This window comes from Microbacterium esteraromaticum, from assembly GCF_014084045.1.
GTDB classification, from domain to species: Bacteria; Actinomycetota; Actinomycetes; order Actinomycetales; family Microbacteriaceae; genus Microbacterium; species Microbacterium esteraromaticum_D.
In genome coordinates this window covers 361,284-379,783 of record NZ_CP043732.1, presented here as the reverse complement: position 1 = coordinate 379,783, position 18,500 = coordinate 361,284, and the positions used below count along the sequence as shown (strand labels likewise).

The 18,500-nt window shown below is 69.4% G+C and carries 17 protein-coding genes, 1 tRNA gene and 2 pseudogenes; 14 read left to right on the top strand and 6 right to left on the bottom strand.

All coding sequences use genetic code 11. The features are described 5' to 3' along the window. Positions 1-32: 32 nt before the first annotated feature. The 7 genes and pseudogenes from FVO59_RS01840 to FVO59_RS01815 all read left to right on the top strand — a co-directional run bounded on the left by FVO59_RS01840 (position 33) and on the right by FVO59_RS01815 (position 6,961). Positions 33-1,319 carry an aspartate kinase gene (locus FVO59_RS01840; protein WP_182254073.1) on the top strand — a complete coding sequence of 429 codons (1,287 nt, stop codon included), beginning with the start codon at positions 33-35 and terminating at the stop codon, positions 1,317-1,319. Between the two features lie 347 nt (positions 1,320-1,666). Continuing rightward, positions 1,667-2,739, top strand: a pseudogene (locus FVO59_RS01835) (aspartate-semialdehyde dehydrogenase). A gap of 85 nt (positions 2,740-2,824) precedes the next feature. Continuing rightward, positions 2,825-4,297 (top strand): malate:quinone oxidoreductase, encoded by a 1,473-nt coding sequence (locus FVO59_RS01830; protein ID WP_182254071.1) that lies wholly within the window; start codon positions 2,825-2,827, stop codon positions 4,295-4,297. A 10-nt stretch (positions 4,298-4,307) separates the two neighbouring features. Further along, entirely contained in the window at positions 4,308-4,928 is a 621-nt protein-coding gene (locus tag FVO59_RS01825) for a thymidine kinase (protein WP_182254069.1), read from the top strand. 62 nt (positions 4,929-4,990) lie between these two features. Next, a pseudogene (locus FVO59_RS16640) lies at positions 4,991-5,140 on the top strand (GntR family transcriptional regulator); the annotation flags it as partial. Positions 5,141-5,241: 101 nt separating this feature from the next. Next, positions 5,242-5,709 carry a FadR/GntR family transcriptional regulator gene (locus FVO59_RS01820; protein ID WP_346265681.1) on the top strand — a complete coding sequence of 156 codons (468 nt, stop codon included), beginning with the start codon at positions 5,242-5,244 and terminating at the stop codon, positions 5,707-5,709. Between the two features lie 16 nt (positions 5,710-5,725). After that, complete coding sequence (locus tag FVO59_RS01815) at positions 5,726-6,961, top strand: alpha-hydroxy acid oxidase (RefSeq protein ID WP_182254067.1); 1,236 nt, start codon at positions 5,726-5,728, stop codon at positions 6,959-6,961. A 95-nt stretch (positions 6,962-7,056) separates the two neighbouring features. On the opposite strand, the gene FVO59_RS01810 is transcribed toward FVO59_RS01815, so the two are convergent. The 5 genes from FVO59_RS01810 to FVO59_RS01790 all read right to left on the bottom strand — a co-directional run bounded on the left by FVO59_RS01810 (position 7,057) and on the right by FVO59_RS01790 (position 12,366). After that, positions 7,057-7,830, bottom strand: a complete 774-nt coding sequence (locus FVO59_RS01810) for an HAD-IIB family hydrolase (RefSeq protein ID WP_182254065.1) — start codon at positions 7,828-7,830, stop codon at positions 7,057-7,059. 13 nt (positions 7,831-7,843) lie between these two features. Next, entirely contained in the window at positions 7,844-8,266 is a 423-nt protein-coding gene (locus tag FVO59_RS01805) for a VanZ family protein (RefSeq protein WP_182254063.1), read from the bottom strand. Between the two features lie 466 nt (positions 8,267-8,732). Next, a tRNA-Pro gene (locus FVO59_RS01800) sits at positions 8,733-8,806 on the bottom strand. Positions 8,807-8,875: 69 nt separating this feature from the next. Further along, positions 8,876-9,811, bottom strand: coding sequence for a metallophosphoesterase (locus FVO59_RS01795; protein ID WP_182254061.1), 936 nt, complete (start codon positions 9,809-9,811; stop codon positions 8,876-8,878). Continuing rightward, positions 9,808-12,366: a transglycosylase domain-containing protein gene (locus FVO59_RS01790; protein WP_259363363.1), complete on the bottom strand. Its 2,559-nt coding sequence runs from the start codon at positions 12,364-12,366 to the stop codon at positions 9,808-9,810. Before FVO59_RS01790 ends, FVO59_RS01795 begins: the two co-directional genes overlap by 4 nt. 83 nt (positions 12,367-12,449) lie before the next feature. On the opposite strand from FVO59_RS01790, the gene sp36 reads away from it, so the two are divergent. Both sp36 and FVO59_RS01780 read left to right on the top strand, forming a co-directional pair. After that, positions 12,450-12,674, top strand: coding sequence for a Sp36 family protein (sp36, locus tag FVO59_RS01785; protein ID WP_182254059.1), 225 nt, complete (start codon positions 12,450-12,452; stop codon positions 12,672-12,674). Beyond that, positions 12,671-13,129, top strand: a complete 459-nt coding sequence (locus tag FVO59_RS01780) for a RidA family protein (protein WP_182254056.1) — start codon at positions 12,671-12,673, stop codon at positions 13,127-13,129. The genes sp36 and FVO59_RS01780 overlap by 4 nt, the downstream gene beginning before the upstream one ends. 122 nt (positions 13,130-13,251) lie before the next feature. Here the strand turns inward: FVO59_RS01780 and acs are convergent, their stop codons facing one another. Next, positions 13,252-15,222 (bottom strand): acetate--CoA ligase, encoded by a 1,971-nt coding sequence (acs, locus tag FVO59_RS01775; protein ID WP_182254054.1) that lies wholly within the window; start codon positions 15,220-15,222, stop codon positions 13,252-13,254. Between the two features lie 356 nt (positions 15,223-15,578). Here acs and FVO59_RS01770 point away from each other — a divergent pair, with 356 nt between their 5' ends. The 5 genes from FVO59_RS01770 (at position 15,579) to FVO59_RS01750 (ending at position 18,493) form a co-directional block, all read left to right on the top strand. Next, complete coding sequence (locus FVO59_RS01770; RefSeq protein ID WP_182254052.1) at positions 15,579-16,580, top strand: TadA family conjugal transfer-associated ATPase; 1,002 nt, start codon at positions 15,579-15,581, stop codon at positions 16,578-16,580. Continuing rightward, positions 16,577-17,473, top strand: coding sequence for a type II secretion system F family protein (locus FVO59_RS01765; RefSeq protein ID WP_259363362.1), 897 nt, complete (start codon positions 16,577-16,579; stop codon positions 17,471-17,473). The genes FVO59_RS01770 and FVO59_RS01765 overlap by 4 nt, the downstream gene beginning before the upstream one ends. Before the next feature lie 70 nt (positions 17,474-17,543). Next, positions 17,544-17,756 carry a DUF4244 domain-containing protein gene (locus FVO59_RS01760; protein WP_182254048.1) on the top strand — a complete coding sequence of 71 codons (213 nt, stop codon included), beginning with the start codon at positions 17,544-17,546 and terminating at the stop codon, positions 17,754-17,756. A 37-nt stretch (positions 17,757-17,793) separates the two neighbouring features. Then, positions 17,794-18,129 (top strand): TadE family type IV pilus minor pilin, encoded by a 336-nt coding sequence (locus tag FVO59_RS16620; RefSeq protein ID WP_346265691.1) that lies wholly within the window; start codon positions 17,794-17,796, stop codon positions 18,127-18,129. Between the two features lie 37 nt (positions 18,130-18,166). Further along, positions 18,167-18,493: an Rv3654c family TadE-like protein gene (locus FVO59_RS01750; protein WP_182254046.1), complete on the top strand. Its 327-nt coding sequence runs from the start codon at positions 18,167-18,169 to the stop codon at positions 18,491-18,493. Positions 18,494-18,500 lie beyond the last annotated feature (7 nt).

Genomic DNA, 18,500 nt, shown 5'->3' with positions numbered 1-18,500 from the left:
GGCGGATCCGCCCATCGTCCCCGGGAGTGATCGTGGCCCTGATCGTGCAGAAGTACGGCGGTTCGTCCGTCGCCGACGCAGAGAGCATCAAGCGCGTCGCCAAGCGCATCGTCGACACCCGTCGTGCCGGGCACGATGTCGTCGTCGCGGTGAGCGCGATGGGCGACACCACCGACGAACTGCTGGATCTGGCGAACGAAGTGGCCCCCATCCCCGCACCGCGCGAGCTCGACATGCTGCTCTCGAGCGGCGAGCGGATCTCGATGGCGCTGCTGGCCATGGCCATCCACTCGATGGGGTTCGAGGCCCGTTCGTTCACCGGCAGTCAGGCCGGCATGATCACCGACTCGCAGCACGGCTCGGCGCGCATCGTCGACGTCACCCCCGTGCGCGTGCGCGAGGCGCTCGACGAGGGCGCGATCGTCATCGTCGCCGGCTTCCAGGGCTTCAACCGCGACACCCGTGACATCACGACGCTCGGCCGCGGCGGCTCAGACACGACGGCCGTCGCGCTCGCCGCCGCCCTGAACGCCGATGTCTGCGAGATCTACAGCGACGTCGACGGCATCTTCACCGCCGACCCGCGCGTCATCCCGCGCGCCCGCAAGCTCGACCACGTATCCAGCGAGGAGATGCTCGAGCTCGCCGCCAACGGCGCCAAGGTGCTCTACATCCGCGCTGTCGAGTACGCCCGCCGTCACGGCGTGCTCATCCACGCCCGCTCGACCTTCTCGTCGTCCGAGGGCACCTATGTTCTGGGCGAGGGCATGAAGAACCCGCGCGCCATCGAGGGAGAAGCCATGGAAGAACCGATCGTCGCCGGAGTCGCCACCGACCTCAGCCAGGCCAAGATCACCGTCGCGGGCGTGCCCGACGTGCCAGGCAAGGCCGCCGAGATCTTCAAGATCGTCTCGAAGGCGGGCGCCAACGTCGACATGATCGTGCAGAACGTCTCCGCGGCATCCACCGGCCGCACCGATATCTCGTTCACCCTGCCCAAGGCCGACGCCTCGGCTACCCTCAAGGCGCTCGCCGCCGAGCAGGGCGAGGTCGGCTTCGAGAACCTGCTGCACGACGACCAGATCGGCAAGCTCTCGGTCGTCGGCGCAGGCATGCGCACCCACTCGGGGGTGTCGGCGATCCTCTTCGAGGCGCTCAGCGCCGGAGGCATCAACATCGAGATGATCTCGACCTCGGAGATCCGCATCTCGGTCGTGCTGCGCGGTGACGACCTCGCCGAGGCCGCGCGCACGGTGCACAGCGCGTACGGTCTCGACAGCGAGATCGAGGCCGTGGTCCACGCCGGCACCGGCCGCTGAGGCGGCCCCGCGACCAGGCATCCTGACGCCCCCGCATCTGCGGGCATCCGACGCCCCGCATCTGCGGGCATCCGACGCCTCCGCATCCGGATGCCCCGACAGATGACGGCGGATGGGACGGATGTCGGCGCGAACGCGCCGTTCCGACCGACATCCGTCTTTCTCGCCGACGCTCGTGCCCGCCGCGTCAGCCCACCGGCCTTCGGGTCGGCTCCGCAGGCTGAAACGACGCGCCTCAGTCCCGGCGCGAGCGGGTAGACTCACCGCAACCCTGACATCGGCGCCAGGCGCAGCGTCGACACCCCGGGGCTGAGCCTGGCGAATCGTCTCCACGCCAAGGACCCCCCATGACCCGTATCTCCGATTCCGGATTCTCGATCGCCATCGTCGGCGCGACCGGCCAGGTCGGCACCGTGATGCGCGACATCCTCGCCGAGCGCTCCTTCCCGGTGCGCGAGCTGCGTCTGTTCGCCTCGGCCCGCTCGGCAGGAACCGCCATCGAGTTCGGCGGCGTCGACGTCATCGTCGAGGACGTCGACACGGCGGATGCCTCCGGCATCGACATCGCGCTGTTCTCGGCCGGTGCCACGGCCAGCCGCGCGTACGCACCGAAGTTCGCGGCGGCCGGTGCGGTCGTCATCGACAACTCGAGCGCCTGGCGCATGGACCCCGAGGTCCCGCTCGTGGTCAGTGAAGTGAATCCGGATGCCATGGACGAGCGTCCGAAGGGCATCATCGCCAACCCGAACTGCACCACCATGGCGGCCATGCCCGCGCTGAAGGCGCTGCACGCGGCGGCCGGCCTCGAGCGCCTCATCGTCAGCACCTACCAGGCCGTCTCGGGCTCGGGCCTGGCCGGCGCGCAGGAGCTGCTGGGCCAGGTCGAGGGTGTGCTCGCCCAGGGCGACACGCTGCGTCTCGTGCACGACGGCTCGGCGGTCGACTTCCCCAGCCTGAGAAGTACGTGGCGCCGATCGCCTTCGACGTCATCCCGCTCGCCGGAGTCATCGTCGACGACGGAGACAACGAGACGGACGAGGAGAAGAAGCTCCGCAACGAGAGCCGCAAGATCCTCGGCCTGCCCGACCTGCGCGTCGCCGGCACGTGCGTGCGAGTGCCGGTCTTCACCGGCCACTCGCTGTCGATCCACGCCGAGTTCGCGAACGAGATCACGCCCGACCGTGCGCGCGAGGTGCTGGCATCCGCCCCCGGCGTCGTGCTCGACGAGGTGCCGACGCCACTGCAGGCGGCGGGCAAGGACCCGAGCTTCGTGGGGCGCATCCGCGCCGACCAGTCCGCGCCCGAGGGCAGGGGACTCGTGCTGTTCATCAGCAACGACAACCTGCGCAAGGGCGCCGCGCTCAACGCCGTGCAGATCGCCGAGGAGCTGACCAGGCGCCTCGCCCCGGCCGCCGTCTGAGACCGGGCCGCGCGGGTCCGAGCGGCCCGCGCGGCGGCTCCGTCAGGCGGAAATCCGCATCGTTGCGGACGACTAGACTGGTCTGGTGACCGAAACCGTCGATGTCGTTCTGATCGGTGGGGGCATCATGTCCGCCACGCTGGGTACCCTGCTGCACGAGCTGCAGCCGGACTGGAAGATCGTCGCCTACGAGCGACTCGGTGACGTCGCCGAAGAGAGCTCGAACCCCTGGAACAACGCCGGCACCGGGCACGCGGCGCTCTGCGAGCTGAACTACATGCCTCAGGGCAAGGACGGCTCGCTCGACCCGGCCAAGGCCATCTCGATCAATGAGCAGTTCCAGCAGAGCCGCGAGTTCTGGTCGACGCTGGTCGAGCGCGGCATCCTCGACGGGCCGTCGACGTTCATCAACTCGGTCCCGCACATGACCTTCGTCCGCGGCGAGAAGGACGTCGCCTTCCTCAAGGCGCGCTACGAGGTGCTCAAGGGCCAGCCGCTGTTCGACGGCATCGAGTACAGCGAGGACTCCCGCGTCATCAACAAGTGGGCGCCGCTGCTCATGCAGAAGCGGCGCAAGGGCGAGCCGTTCGCGGCGACCAGGGTGCCATCGGGCACCGACGTCGACTTCGGCGCTCTCACGCACCAGCTCTTCGACCACCTCGCCGCATCGGGCGTGCAGGTGCGCACCGATCACGAGGTGCGCAGCCTCAAGCGCCAGAGCGATGGCAGCTGGCTGGTCAAGTACCGTCACGTCATCGGTCGCACCCCCGGCCAGGTCAAGGCGCGCTTCGTCTTCGTCGGCGCAGGCGGCTGGGCGCTCAAGCTGCTGCAGAACAGCGGCATCCCCGAGATCAAGGGCTACGGAGTCTTCCCGATCGGCGGGCAGTTCCTGAAGACCACGAACCCCGAGGTCGTCGGCCAGCACCAGGCCAAGGTGTACTCGCAGGCCGCTGTCGGCGCGCCGCCGATGTCGGTGCCGCACCTCGACACCCGGGTGGTCGACGGCGAGACCTCGCTGATGTTCGGTCCGTTCGCGACCTTCAGCCCGAAGTTCCTCAAGCACGGCTCGCTGCTCGACATCGTCACCCAGGTGCGCGCGCACAACCTGTGGCCGATGCTGCGCGTCGCATTCGCCAACCCCGACCTGATCACCTATCTGGTCAGCGAGCTGGTGAAGAGCCATCGCAAGAAGGTGGAGAACCTGCGCACGTTCGTGCCCACCGCGAAGGACGAGGACTGGACGCTGATCCAGGCCGGCCAGCGCGCCCAGGTCATGAAGAAGGACCCCGAGAAGGGCGGCATCCTGCAGTTCGGCACCGAGGTCGTCGCAGCCGAGGACGGAACGATCGCCGGCCTGCTCGGCGCGTCCCCCGGCGCGTCGACGGCGGTGCCGATCATGCTCGGGCTTCTCAAGCGCTGCTTCCCCGAGCAGTACGCAGGGTGGGAGCCGAAGCTCACAGACCTCATCCCCACGATGGGGCACCGGCTCAACGACGACGCGGGCGCTGCCCAGAGGTCCATGAGCGCCACGGCATCCGTCCTGTCCCTCACGGCCTGATCGCGCGACCGTGGCGAAGCTGTACTTCCGCTACGGCGCGATGAACTCGGGCAAGTCGACCGCCCTGCTTCAAGCCGCGTACAACTACGAGGAGCGCGGGCAGCGGGTGCTGCTGGCGAAGCCTGAGATCGACACGAAGGGCGCCTCTCAGATCGAGAGCAGGCTCGGCGTCACCCGCGAGGTCGACTTCCTGATCGGACCGTGCGACGACGGCCGGGCGCTGTTCGCGCGCGAGCGCGCCCGGGTGATCGAGGAGGGGCTGCACTCGGCCGAGCCGCACGACGTCGCCTGCCTGCTGATCGACGAGGCGCAGTTCCTGACGACGGAGCAGATCGACGACCTGTTCCGCATCGCGGTGCTCGACGACATCCCGGTGATGGCCTACGGCATCCGCAACGACTTCCGCACCCACGCGTTCCCCGGGTCCGCGCGCCTGCTCGCGATCGCCCACTCGCTCGAAGAGCTCAAGACGATCTGCCGCTGCGGGCGCAAGGCCGTCTTCAACGGACGCCTCCTCGACGGCCGCTTCGTCTTCGCCGGCGATCAGGTCGCGATCGACGGCGCCGAGGTCACCTACGAGTCGCTGTGCGGAAACTGCTACCTCGACGAGTCGGGCGGCGTGCTGGACTGACGCGTCTCGCTTGCGTGGTCTGACCACAGGCGGTACTGTGTGGTCTGACCACAGGAGGACGCATGGCCGACATTCACGCGACAGGCCGCGCCTGGCGCACGGTGCTCGAGCGAATCGAGAGCGACCTGCTCAGCGGTGCCCTCGGTCCCGGCGACAGGCTCCCGTCGGAGCGCGAGCTGTCAGCCGATCTCGGCGTCGGTCGCTCCAGCGTCCGTGAGGCCCTTCGCGTCCTCGAGGTCATGGGTCTCATCCGCACCGCCACCGGCTCGGGCCCCCAGGCCGGCGCGATCGTCATCGCCGCGCCGTCAGGGGCATGGCCGCGCTGCTGCGCCTGCAGGTCGCCGCTCAGGGCTTCCCGCTGGCCGACGTCGTGCAGACGCGCCTCGTACTGGAGGGCGCCGTCGTCGCCGCACTCGGCGCCGACCCGCGGCGAGACCTCGCCGCCGCGCGCTCCGTGCTCGACGCGATGGACGACGATGCGCTCACCCCCAGCGAGTTCCTCGCCCTCGACGCGTCGTTGCACTACGCCCTGGCCGAAGCTGCGGGCAACACCGTGATCACCGCGACGATGGCCGGCCTTCGCACCGCCATCGAGTCGTACGTCGTCGAGGGCGCCGGGCGGATCGCGCGGTGGGATGCCATGGCGTCCCGCCTTCGCGCCGAGCACCGCGCCATCGTCGCCGCGATCGAGCAGGGTGACGGGGCGAAGGCGCAGGCGCTTGTGGTCTCCCACATCACCGGCTATTACACCGCCGCCGGGCTCGTGCCCGGCGGCGCCTGACAGAGAGGACCGGCTGATGGTCACCCGCCAGCTGCCCAACCCCGTCGAGCTGCTCGAGCTGATGACGTTCAAGAAGCCCGAGCTGAACGGCCGAAAGCGCCGTCTCGACGCCGCGCTCACCATCGACGACCTGCGCCTGATCGCCAAGCGCCGCACCCCGAAGGCGGCGTTCGACTACACCGACGGCGCAGCCGAGGGTGAGCTCTCGCTGGCGCGCGCGCGGCAGGCCTTCCAGGACGTCGAGTTCCACCCCGGCATCCTCAAGCCCGCCCCCGACGTCGACACGAGCGTCGAGATCCTCGGCGGGTCGTCGGCGCTCCCGTTCGGCATCGCCCCGACGGGCTTCACCCGCCTGATGCAGACCGAGGGCGAAGTGGCCGGCGCCGGCGCCGCGGGCGCCGCGGGCATCCCGTTCACCCTGTCGACGCTCGGCACGACATCGATCGAGGGGGTTCGGGATGCCAATCCCGACGGCCGCAACTGGTTCCAGCTGTACGTCATGCGCGACCGCGAGATCTCGTACGAGCTGACCCGTCGCGCGGCAGCCGCAGGCTTCGACACGCTGCACTTCACCGTCGACACTCCGGTGGCGGGTGCGCGCCTGCGCGACAAGCGCAACGGCTTCAGCATCCCGCCGCAGCTGACGCTCGGCACGATCATCAACGCCATCCCGCGCCCGTGGTGGTGGTACGACTTCCTCACCACCCCGAAGCTCGAATTCGCCTCGCTCAGCAGCACCGGTGGCACCGTCGGGGAGCTGCTGGATGCCGCGATGGACCCGACCATCAGCTACGACGACCTCGCCGTGATCCGCGACCTGTGGCCAGGCAAGATCGTCATCAAGGGCGTGCAGACCGTCGAGGACTCGCTGCGCCTGCGCGACGCGGGCGTTGACGGCATCGTGCTGTCGAACCACGGCGGGCGTCAGCTGGACCGCGCGCCGATTCCGTTCCGCCTGCTGCCCGAGGTGCGCAAGGCCGTCGGCGACGACTTCATCGTGATGATCGACACGGGCATCATGAACGGTGCCGACATCGTCGCCTCGGTCGCACTGGGTGCCGACTTCACGCTCATCGGCCGCGCCTACCTGTATGGCCTGATGGCCGGCGGACGCCAGGGTGTCGACCGCACCATCGCGATCCTGCGCAGTGAGATCGAGCGCACGATGCGCCTGCTCGGCGTCTCGACCCTCGCCGAGCTCACCCCGGCGCACGTGACGCAGCTTAGGCGGCTCGAACCGATCCCGCGTTGATCGACCGCCGAAGGCGGCCCCGCCGGCGCTGTCCGTGTCGGCAGGCCCGGCGGGCCGAGCCCGCTCGGCGCGTGCCGGGCGCCGCGGGCCCGGTCTCAGCGGGCGACGGGATCGGGAAGGGTCGCGATCAGGGCATCCAGCTTGTCGGCGGTGTCCTGCCAGTCCTCGACCGCGACGGACGGGACGCCGATCGCGCGAACGGGGTAGTCGTTGCCGCCCTCGTCGAGTCGGTCGCCGTAGAAGAGCATCTCGCCGAGGCCGATTCCGGTGAGCTCGGCGAGCCGCTGCATGCCGTAGGCCTTGTCGATGCCGCCGCGCGTGATGTCGATCGACGTGGAACCACCCGACCGCACTTCAAGACCCGGAACGCGGGGCGCCACCGCGTCGCGAAGGGCGGCGCGCCGTTCGCCGGTGGGATCCCACTCGTGCTTGGCCTCGCGGGGCGCACGCTGACCGAGCGCCGAGAACGTGATCTGAGAGCCGCGATCCTCGAGGATGTCTCCCCAGGGCTCGGACTCCCAGAGGCCGAGCCGCTCGGCCTCCTCGCGAAGCGCGGTGAGGGCGGCGGACTTCTCCTCGTCGCTCAGGTCGTGCGCATACACCACCGCGTAGCCTTCGCCGTCGTGACGCAGGTAGCGCGTCCCGCAGGTGGGCAGCAGGTGCAGGCGGGACTGCTCGGCCGGATGCAGGTCGACGAGGCGCGCGATGACCTGCGTGCGGAACTGCTGCTCGTTGCCCCCCGAGATGATCGCCACGTCGACGCGACGCAGCAGCTCGCGCAGCAGGTCGGCGATGCGGATGTCGATCTCGCCCTTCGAGGGCGCGAGGGTGTCGTCGAGGTCGAATGCGACCAGGCGGGGGTGCGTCATGATGCCCCCTAGCCTATTGCTTCCCCCTGAGAAGGCGGATCAGAGAGGAGGCAGCCCAGGCCACCATGACTCCCGTCGTGGCGCCGAGCGAGTTGGCCGCCACATCGACGAGCGACGCGACACGATGCGGCAGCAGCGCGGCCTGCGCAAGCTCCACGCCCAATGACAGCATCGGGCCGATGAGCAGGGCCAGGGCGATCAGTCGCGTTCGCAGCAGCAGGAAGGCGAGGATGCCGATCGGGAGGAACACGAGCACGTTGGCTATCAGCTCCAGCTTCGTGAAGCCCAGCCAATGCCAGCCGAGGGTGTGGTGCGCGAAGCCCAGCACGAGATCGAGCACCTGCGGCATGCGGTTCTGGAACCCGCGCGGGGTGAGGGTGAGAAACAGCAGGCCGACGACGTAGGGCACGCCGAGTACCGCGGCGGTCGCCAGCACCGGGCCCGAGGCGCGGTGAGAGCGGGGGCGGGGATGGGGGATGTGGTCATGGGCGTCCTCGGGATGAGGGTAGACGTGGGGGCTGAGGGGCGGCTGTGGGGCGGGACACTGCGCGGCATTGCGGCATTGCGGGCGGGCTCGCCGCTTTGCGGCATTGCGGATGTGGGGGGGGGGGCTGGGGGCTCGCCGCTTCGCGGCATTGCCGAAGTGCTCGCAGCTTCGCGGCATTGCGGACCTGGGTGGCTGGGGCGGCTCGGCGCTGGCGCGCCTCGCCTTCTCGCGGATGTCGCCACGGGGTGCATCCCCACGGCGCCCTCCACACGCCGCTCGATACGAGATCGGCTGGCGGTGGAGAGGGCGGGCGGCGTGCGGAGCCTCCTGCGCCGCGGGGCCCGCTGTAACACCTCGGGCATGCGAATGAGGGGCAGATCCACCTCCGGTGGATCTGCCCCTCATTCGCATGCTGTCGGGGTGACAGGATTTGAACCTGCGGCCTCTTCGTCCCGAACGAAGCGCGCTACCAAGCTGCGCCACACCCCGTGATCGCAACCGTTCAAGTCTACATGCACGGGAGCGCAACGACGAATCGAGCGACGCGGTCCGGGCGAGTCAGGCGCGTGCGGTGAGGGTCAGCAGCGTCGCCTCCGGACGGCATGCGAAGCGCACCGGCGCGTAGATCGAATGTCCGCAGCCGGCACTGACGTTCAGCGGAACGGTGCGGCCGCCGTGCGACCACGTGCTGAGGCCCTTCGCCTGCTTCAACGGGATGTCGCAGTTCGCTACCAGCGCTCCGAATCCGGGCAGGCAGACCTGGCCGCCGTGCGTGTGGCCGGCGAAAAGGGCATCCGCACCCAGATCGATGAACTCGTCGAGCACCCGCCGGTACGGCGCGTGGGCGACGGCGATCCGCGACGAGCCTGTGGGGGAGGCACCGAGCGAGGCGAGCGCGGCGGGAAGCGCATCGAAGTCGTCCCATCGGCGGTGGGGGTCATCGACGCCGATGAAGTCGATGCTGCTGCCCGCGACGTCGATTCGCGCCGCCGCATTGTTGAGGCTGTGCCAGCCGAGCTCGTCGGTGAAGAAGGCATCCATCGCCGCGGTGTCGAGCGGATCCTGCACGCGGACCGACTTCGACGGCCCGCCGAAGTACTTCAGCGGATTGCGGGGAGCGGGCGCCTGCACGTCATTGGAGCCGTGCACGAACACGCCGGGGATCCCCTCGAAAGGAGTCAGAGCGCGGCGGATGCCGACGAGACCGTCTCTGTGGCCCAGATTGTCACCGGTGTTCACCACCAGATCGGGCTCGAGCGCGGCCAGCGACGCGAGCCACCGCTGCTTGCGGTGCTGCCACGGCGCCATGTGGGCGTCGGAGATGTGCAGCACACGCAGCGGCTTCGATCCGGGTGCGAGCGCGACCGCGGTGGCCCTGCGCACGGTGAACAGCTGCCGTTCGATGCCCACGCCCCAGACCGCCGCGCCAGCGCCGACGGCCCCCACCGCGCCGAGCGCGATGAGGGCCGAGTGCGCGGCCTTGCGACCGGTCAACCGTCGTCTCCGCAGCGGAGCGTCACCTCGGTGCCGGGAGGCGCTGCCGTGTTGGCTGCAGGATCCTGCCCGGTCACCGTCGATCCGTTGTTGCACCCGTCTTCGGATACGCCGAACCCGAGCCCCTCGAGTGCGGCTCTCGCCTGGTTGTATTTGGCCCCGGTGACATTCGGCACCGTTCCGGCAGCGGGTTGCTGAGCAGTGGGCTTCTTCCCGGTGCTGGGGCGCAGGATCACGGTCGTGCCGCCGGGCACGCGACCGGCGCTTGGACTCTGCTCGGCGACGAGGCCCTGACCGATCTCGCTGTCGACGGCCTCGCCGACCTGCGCGGTGAAGCCGGCCTCATCGAGGATCCTCGTGGCCTCGTCGACCGACTTGCCGACGACGTTCGGAAGATCCCTGACGACGTTGCGGGTGAGGTCGCGATCCGGTGCGGGGAACTGCTCGCCGCCGAGAACGTCGTTCGCTGCGCCCTGCAGAGCGCGCGACAGCGGGAAGCGCACGGTGTTCAGCCGCTGGTTCGTGCCGAAGGTGCGGGCGAGATCGAACTTCGGGCCGTCGACCCAGCCGGCGAAGATGAACGTCGCCGCCTTCGTGCTCGACGTGGCCATCGCGGTGCCGAAGTCCTCGTTCGTGCCGGTCTTGCCGATCACCGGCACACCGTCGTTCGTCCGCGCCTGGCTGCCCGTAGCGCTCATCACGCCCTTGAGCGCGTGCGCGGCGGTGGCTGCCACCTCGGGGGTGATGACCTGGGTGCACGTCGACTCGGGCAGCTTGAGCTCCTTGCCGTCGGCTCCGACCACCCTGTCGATGGCCCGCGGGGTGCAGTACACGCCCTTGTTGGCGATGGTGCCGTAGACGCTCGCCATCTGGATGGGGGCGATGTTCTTCGAACCCAGAACGGTCGAGAACGGGCCGTTCTCCTCGGTGACCGGCTTCATGTCTCCGCGGTGCACGCCCATGCGCTCGGCGAGCTTGTTGATCTCGCACAGGTCGAGCTTCTGCGCCATCGCGTAGTACCCGGTGTTCAGCGATGCGGCAGTGAACCTCATCGGAGTGCCGACGTAACCCTGGTTGCCGCCGAAGTTCTTGGTCTTCGACGTGTTCTTGTACGTCTTGCCGCAGGAGGTGAACTTGTCGAACAGTCGCCAGCGGCCGTCGAGCGTCTCGTTCACCGAATGTCCGTCTTCGAGCCACTTGAGCAGCGTGAAGACCTTGTAGGCCGAACCAGGTCCCATGCCGATCGTTCCGCCGTGCTCGAGGTCGGCGGCGTAGACCTGTCCGATCTCACCCTTCGCCTTGTCGGCGTTCGCGGTCTCGTTGAACGTGGTGTTCTGGATGATCGCCAGCACGCGACCGGTCGCCGCCTCGATCGTCACGCCGCTCGCACCGAAGTTCTTGCCGTCGAGGTAGACCGGCGCGTTCACCGACATCGCCTCGTTGCCCGGCTCCTGGATGCGCATGTCGAGCGAGGTGTAGACCTTCAGGCCGCCGCGCTTGAGAAGCGCGAGGCGCTCGGCGCGCGTCTCGCCGAAAGCCTTGTCGTTCTCGATGAACGACTTGGCGTACTGGCAGAAGTACGCCTGCTTGCCGGCGGCGGCGCAGCCCTGCGTCGACGGGTGGATGCTCGGGACGATCGGGGCCTCGGTCGCCGCCTTGTGCTGCTCCTCGGTGATCTTGCCGTCGGTGAGCATGCGGTCGAGCACGTAGTTGCGACGCACCTTGGTGGCCGCGAAGCCGTCTTCAAGGGAGTTGGTGCCCGTCGCCTGGTCGATGCGGTACCGGTTCGGGTTCTGCACGACGCCCGCGAGGGTCGCGGCCTGCTCGAGGGTGAGGTTCTGCGCGCTCGTTCCGAAGTAGTAGTTCGACGCGGCCTCGATGCCGTAGGTCTGACCGCCGAAGTTCGCGACGTTCAGATAGCCGAGCAGGATGTCGTTCTTCGAGTAGTCCTTCTCGATCTGGATCGCGTAGCGCATCTCCTGCAGCTTGCGCTCGATGCCGTCGGCGCCCTTGGCGTTGGTCGCATCGGACCAGCACGCCTCGAGCTTCTCGCGGTACTTCTCGTCGCTCGGCGAGACGTCCCACTCGCACTCCTGGATGAGCACGTTCTTCACGAACTGCTGGCTGATGGTCGACGCACCGCGCGACGACGTGCCGCGCACATTGTCGAACACGGCCTTCATCGTCGCGCCGAGGTTCACGCCGCCGTGCTCGTAGAAGCTCTTGTCCTCACTCGACAGGATCGCGTCGTAGAGCAGCGGCGAGACCTGCTCGAACTTCACCGGCACGCGGTTCTGCTCGAAGAACTTGGCGAGCTCGACCGGCTGACCGTCGGTGCCCTGACCGTAGAACACCGTCGGCTCCATGGGGGCGCCGGGGGTGAGGCTGTTGGGCAGGTTGTCGAAGATCGTCAGCGCCTGGGATCCCGTTACTCCGGCCACCGCGATGGCGGGGGTGACCGAGGCGGTGACGAGGACGCCGGCGACCGCGCTCAGGCCGACCAGGCCGAGCAGACCGCCGAGCACACCCTTCAGCGTGCGTTTCGTTTGAGGCATACGCTGATGTTAAGGGAGTTCCCTGAATAAGAGCCTCGACGCACGGCATCCGGTGCCGCTCGTCGCCGACGCACAGGAGTGCCATGACCACGTGGGAGTATCTGACCACGCCGCTGCTGATCCACAACACGGCGGCGATCCTCAACAACTGGGGCAAGCAGGGCTGGGAGCTCGTGCAGGTCATCCAGGGTCCGGAGGGCGGCCTCGTCGCCTACCTGAAGCGCCCCGTCAGCCAGGACGCGACGGCCAACGCCGGTCTCGCGGCCGCCGCAGAGGCATCCCGTCAGTTCGAAGGAGGAGCACAGTGAGCATCGCCGCCCGTCTCGAGGAGCTCGGCATCGAGCTGCCCGCCGTCGCCGCGCCTGTCGCGGCCTACGTCCCCGCCGTCGTGCACGGCGGTCTCGTCTACACCTCGGGCCAGCTGCCCTTCGTCGATGGTGCTCTGCCTGCCACGGGCAAGGTCGGCGCTGAGGTCGAGGCGTCGGATGCCCAGGCCTATGCCCGCACCTGCGCGCTGAACGCGCTTGCCGCAGCCGCCGAGGCAGCGGGAGGCGTCGATCGGATCGCCGGCGTGCTCCGCGTGGGCGGGTTCGTGGCATCCGACCCCGCCTTCACCGGCCAGCCGGTCGTCGTCAACGGCGCAAGCGAGGTGCTCGGCGAGATCTTCGGCGATGCAGGCAAGCACGCTCGTGCGGCCGTCGGCGTCGCGAGCCTGCCGCTCGACACCCCCGTCGAGGTCGAGGTGACCTTCATCCTCGCCTGATCCACGGCACGGGGCGGGCCCAGTAATCGCCGACACCCCTAGTTGTCACCGAGACCCCTGGCTGCGAACGTCCGCAGCCAGGGGTCTCGGCGATTACTGGGGGTATCGGCGCAGACGCCGGACTACTTGACCTGGCTCGTGATAGTGCTCATCACCATCGTGTCGGCGAGCGTCGTGGTGTCTCCGACCTCACGGCCCTCGGCGACGTCGCGCAGCAGGCGCCGCATGATCTTGCCCGAGCGGGTCTTCGGCAGCTCGTTCACGATGTACACGTCGCGAGGACGCGCGATCGGACCGATCTGCTCGCCGACCCACGAGCGCAGCTGGGCGACCAGACCCTCGGGGGAGTGCTCGTCGAGGTAGCTCTGCTTGATGATGACGAACGCCACCACGGCCTGACCGGTCGTCTCATCAGACGCGCCGACCACTGCCGCCTCGGCCGTCGCCTCGTGCGCGACCAGCGACGACTCGATCTCGGTCGTCGACAGGCGGTGCCCCGACACGTTCATCACGTCGTCGACGCGGCCGAGCAGCCACAGGTCGCCGTCCTCGTCGAGGCGGGCGCCGTCGCCGGCGAAGTAGTAGCCCTTGTCCTGGAACTTCTCCCAGTAGGTCTCCTTGAACCGCTCGGGGTCGCCCCAGATGCCGCGCAGCATCGACGGCCACGGCTCGGTGATCACGAGCAGGCCGCCATTGCCGTTGCCCACCACGTTGCCGTCGTCATCGGTGACGTCGATCGAGATTCCGGGGATGGGCACCTGCGCGGAGCCGGGCTTGGTGGCGGTGATCCCGGGAAGAGCCGACACCATGATCGCGCCGGTCTCGGTCTGCCACCACGTGTCGACGATCGGGGCCTTCTCGGCGCCGATCACCTCGCGGTACCACATCCACGCCTCCGGGTTGATGGGCTCGCCCACCGATCCGAGCAGGCGCAGGCTCGACAGGTCGAACTTCTGCGGGATCTGGCGCCCGAGCTTCATGAACGAGCGGATCGCGGTCGGAGCGGTGTAGAAGATGGTCACGCCGTACTTCTCGATGATCTCCCACCAGCGGCCCGGGTGAGGCGAGTCAGGCGTGCCCTCGAAGAGCACCTGGGTGGCGCCGTTGGCCAGCGGTCCGTAGGTGACATAGCTGTGCCCGGTGACCCATCCGATGTCTGCGGTGCACCAGAAAACGTCGGTCTCCGGATGCAGGTCGAAGACGTACCTGTGCGTGTACGAGGCCTGCACGAGATAGCCGCCCGAGGTGTGCAGGATGCCCTTCGGCTTGCCCGTGGTTCCCGAGGTGTACAGGATGAACAGCGGATTCTCGGCGGGGAACGCCTGAGCCTCGTGCTCGGCCGACGCCTGCGGGACCACGTCGTGCCACCAGATGTCGCGCTCGTCGACCCAGTCGACCTCGTTGCCGCCGCGCTTGACGACGAGGACGTGCTCGACGGTCTGCTGCTCGCCCTCGCCGTTGCGGTCGCTCAGCGCCTGGTCGACGGCGGGCTTGAGTGCCGAGACCTTGCCCTTGCGGTATCCGCCGTCGGCGGTGATCACGAGCTTGGCGCCGGCGTCGTCGATGCGCGAGCGCAGGCTGTCGGCGCTGAAGCCGCCGAACACGACGGAGTGGATGGCGCCGAGTCGTGCGACGGCGAGCATCGACACGACGGCTTCGGGAATCATCGGCAGATAGATGGCGACGCGGTCGCCGTGGCCGACGCCGAGGTCCTGCAGCACGTTCGCGGTGCGCTTGACCTCCTCGGTCAGCTCGGCGTAGGTGATGCGGCGCTCGTCGCCCGGCTCGCCCTCCCAGAGGATGGCGACGCGGTCGCCGTGGCCGGCTTCGACATGACGGTCGAGGCAGTTGTACGCGACGTTGAGCTCGCCGTCGTCGAACCACTTCGCGAACGGAGGGTTCGACCAGTCGAGCACCTTGGTGAACGGCTTGTGCCAGTGCACGCTCTCGCGGGCCTGGTCTGCCCAGAAGGTCTCCCGGTCAGCCGCCGCCCGCTCGTACAGGGCCGGATCGTCGATCGACTGGGCGACGAACTCCTCTGACGGCGGGAACCTGCGGGCCTCGTCGAGGAGGTGGTCGATCTGGCTGCTCATGCACTCGCTCCTTTGCGCGGTCTGGTGATCGTGTCGGGGCACGACCGTGACACGGTGAATCTAGCCCCGCCGGAAATCGAAGCCTACTGTCGAAAGTCGGTAGTGCGGTGGTTTGCCGGGGACGCTCGGCGATGCATACACTGACCTCAGCCGAATTCGAACACGGCTTCAGCGCGCCCGATACCCCCGCTCCGGGCTGCGCGCAGGCGGCACCTCATTCCCCCCGTGAGGTGCCGCCTGTCCGTCTGGCGCTGCTCAGCGCGTCTCGGACTGCACAGAACGGGTGTTCACCGGGTTGTGCACACCCCCTGGGAATCGGGCCCGAACAGGTCGCACGGCCCGCTTAGCGTCGTCGCATGTCCGAACCCTTCGTCTTCCGGCCGCGCCACGGCGATGCGCCCGAAGTCGGCGATCCGGCCTTCGCGGACGTCGACGTCGCCTTCGGCGCGCTCGCCGAGCACGTGCGCGACCGCATGGTCACCGACATCTTCGTCAACGGCGCCGACGGGCTCTTCGTCGATCGCGGCGACGGCGCAGAGCGCATCGCCGGCTGGCGGGCGTCCGAGCGCGAGGTGCGCGACCTCGCCGTCGCCCTGGTCGCCGCCGGCGGACGCCACCTTGACGACCAGTCGCCCTGCGTCGACGTGCGGCTCGACTCGGGCATCCGGGTGCACGCGGTCCTCGCGCCCGTCTCGGTGACCGGCACCGCGCTGTCGGTCCGGGTGCCGCGCGTGCTCGGCGCCGACCTCGCGGCACTCGCCGCGACGGGAACGTTCGACGAAGCCCAGCAAGCGTGGCTCGAGCGTCTGGTGCGCGAACGGGCGAACGTACTGATCACAGGTGGCACCGGAACGGGCAAGACCACCCTGCTCTCTGCGCTGCTCTCGGAGGTCGGCGATCACGAGCGGATCGTGACCATCGAAGACGTCGCGGAGCTGCGCCCGCGCCATCCGCACCATGTCTCCCTCGAGGCTCGCCAGGCGAACCTCGAGGGAGCCGGAAGCATCACGCTCGCGATGCTCGTGCGGGAATCGCTGCGGATGCGGCCCGATCGACTGGTGGTCGGCGAGTGCAGGGGAGAAGAGGTGCGCGAGCTGCTGACCGCCCTGAACACGGGGCACGACGGCGGCGCGGGCACGCTGCACGCCAGCGGCATCGCCGACGTGCCGGCGCGGATGGAGGCGCTCGGCGCGCTCGCCGGAATGGATGCCACGGCCCTGGCCCGCCAGGTGGTCAGCGCCTTCACGATCGTGCTCCATCTGGAGCGGGGCAGGGACGGCAGACGCCGCATCGCGCGTGCGGGCCGGTTCGTGCTCGCAGGCGACCGGCTAGCGATGGAGGAGGTGCTGCCGTGGTGAGCCTTCGGAGACGGTCGATCGATCCTCCGGATCCGCAGCGGGCGGCAGCGGCGGTGCGCACCCTCGCGGTGCTGCTGCAGGCCGGGGCGAGGCCCCTCACCGCGTGGCGCCACCTCGCCGACACCGGAGACCCGGCAGCGGTCAGGATCGTGGCGCGGATGGACGGCGGGTCGGAGCCGACCGGCGCGATCGAAGCCGAGGGCGGCGCATGGTCGGATGTCGCGGCGGCGTGGGAGATCGCGACGACCGTCGGGGCGCCGCTGGCCGAGGTGCTGCGAACGCTGGCCGAATCCCTGCAGGATGCCGCGTCCGCAGCCGATGACGTGCGCATCGCGCTGGCCGAGCCGACCGGCACGGCCCGGCTGCTGCTGTGGCTGCCGTTGGCCGGTCTGCTGCTCGGCTTCGCGCTCGGTTTCGACATCGTCGGAGTACTGACGGGAAATCCGATCGGGATCGTCTGCGTCGTGCTGGGCGTCGGTCTCGTGCTGCTCGCACGCTGGTGGACCGCGCGCATGGTGCGAGCAGCACAGCCAGACGCCGCAACGCCCGGAATGCATGCCGAGCTGGTGGCCGTGGCCCTTGCCGGAGGGGTGGGGATCCCTCGTGCGCTGCGCCTCGTCGAGCACAGCCCTGCGGCCCTGCCGGATGCTCGCAGCAGCACCGACGCCGTGCTCGAGCTCTCGCGCTCGGCCGGTGTTCCCGCCGGCGAGCTGCTGCGGGCGTCGGCGGCGCAGCAGCGCCACGAGTCACGGGTGCAGGGGCGGGTGCGAGCTGCCCGGCTGTCGTCGACGCTGCTGCTGCCCCTCGGTGTCTGCACGCTGCCCGCCTTCCTCCTGCTCGGCGTCGCGCCGCTCATGCTCAGCGTGCTGGCAACCACTCCGCTGCCCATCTGAACCACTCCGCTGCCCATCTGAACGTCGGGGGCGACCGTCGTCCCCACCGAGAAAGAAAAGGAACATCATCATGACCGATACCGCAACCGGGCCCCTGCCCGAGCTCACGAGACGCCGCGCCGCCGAGCTCTTCACCGACGAGACCGGGGCCGCCACCGCCGAGTACGCGATCACGACCATGGCGGCTGTCGCCTTCGCGGGGCTTCTGGTCGTGATCATGCGCTCCGATGAGGTGAGGGGCATCCTCACCGACCTCGTTCGACGGGCGCTGACGGTGGCCTGATGCTCCGACTCTCGGGAGGAGGTCCCGGACGGGACGCCTGCTCGGCGACGACCGCGGTTCGGTCGCCGCCGAGCTGGCGGTCGCGCTGCCGGCCGCGCTCGTCGCGGTCGCATTCGGCATCGGCGCGCTCGCTGCGGCGGCGACGCAGGTCTCGCTGCAGGATGCCGCGGCGGACGCAGCCCGTCTTCTGGGCAGGGGCGAGAGCGCGGCCAGGGCCGCGGGCTCGGTCGCGGATGCCGTGCGCGGGGCATCATCGGCATCCCGGACAGAAGGAGACCTGGTGTGCGTGACGGCCTCGCTCGACATGCGCATCGGTCGGCTGATCACGGTGCCGCTCAGCGCATCGAGCTGCGCGCTGGCCGGAGGGCTGTGATGGCGGCGGCGCTTGCGATCGGAAACGGGAGGGGCGGATGAGCGGAACCGCGCTCGCCGCGGGCGTGGTGGCCGTCGCCGCCGGCCTCTCGCTCGGGCTGGCGGCCGTGGGAGGAGCCGCCGTCACCGCTCAGCGCGCCGCCGGAGCGGCCGACGCCGCAGCACTCGCCGCAGCCGACGTCACATCCGGCGCCGTATCCAGCGGAGAGGGCGCCTGCGAACTCGCCGCCCGGGTCGCCGCGGCATCCGGATCCGCGCTCGTCTCATGCACCGTCGACGGCCTCACGGCGACGGTCGAGGTCAGATCCGCGTACTCTGGACTGGTCGCCGTCGCCCGTGCCCGAGCGGGACCCCCGAACACCTAGACGCGCG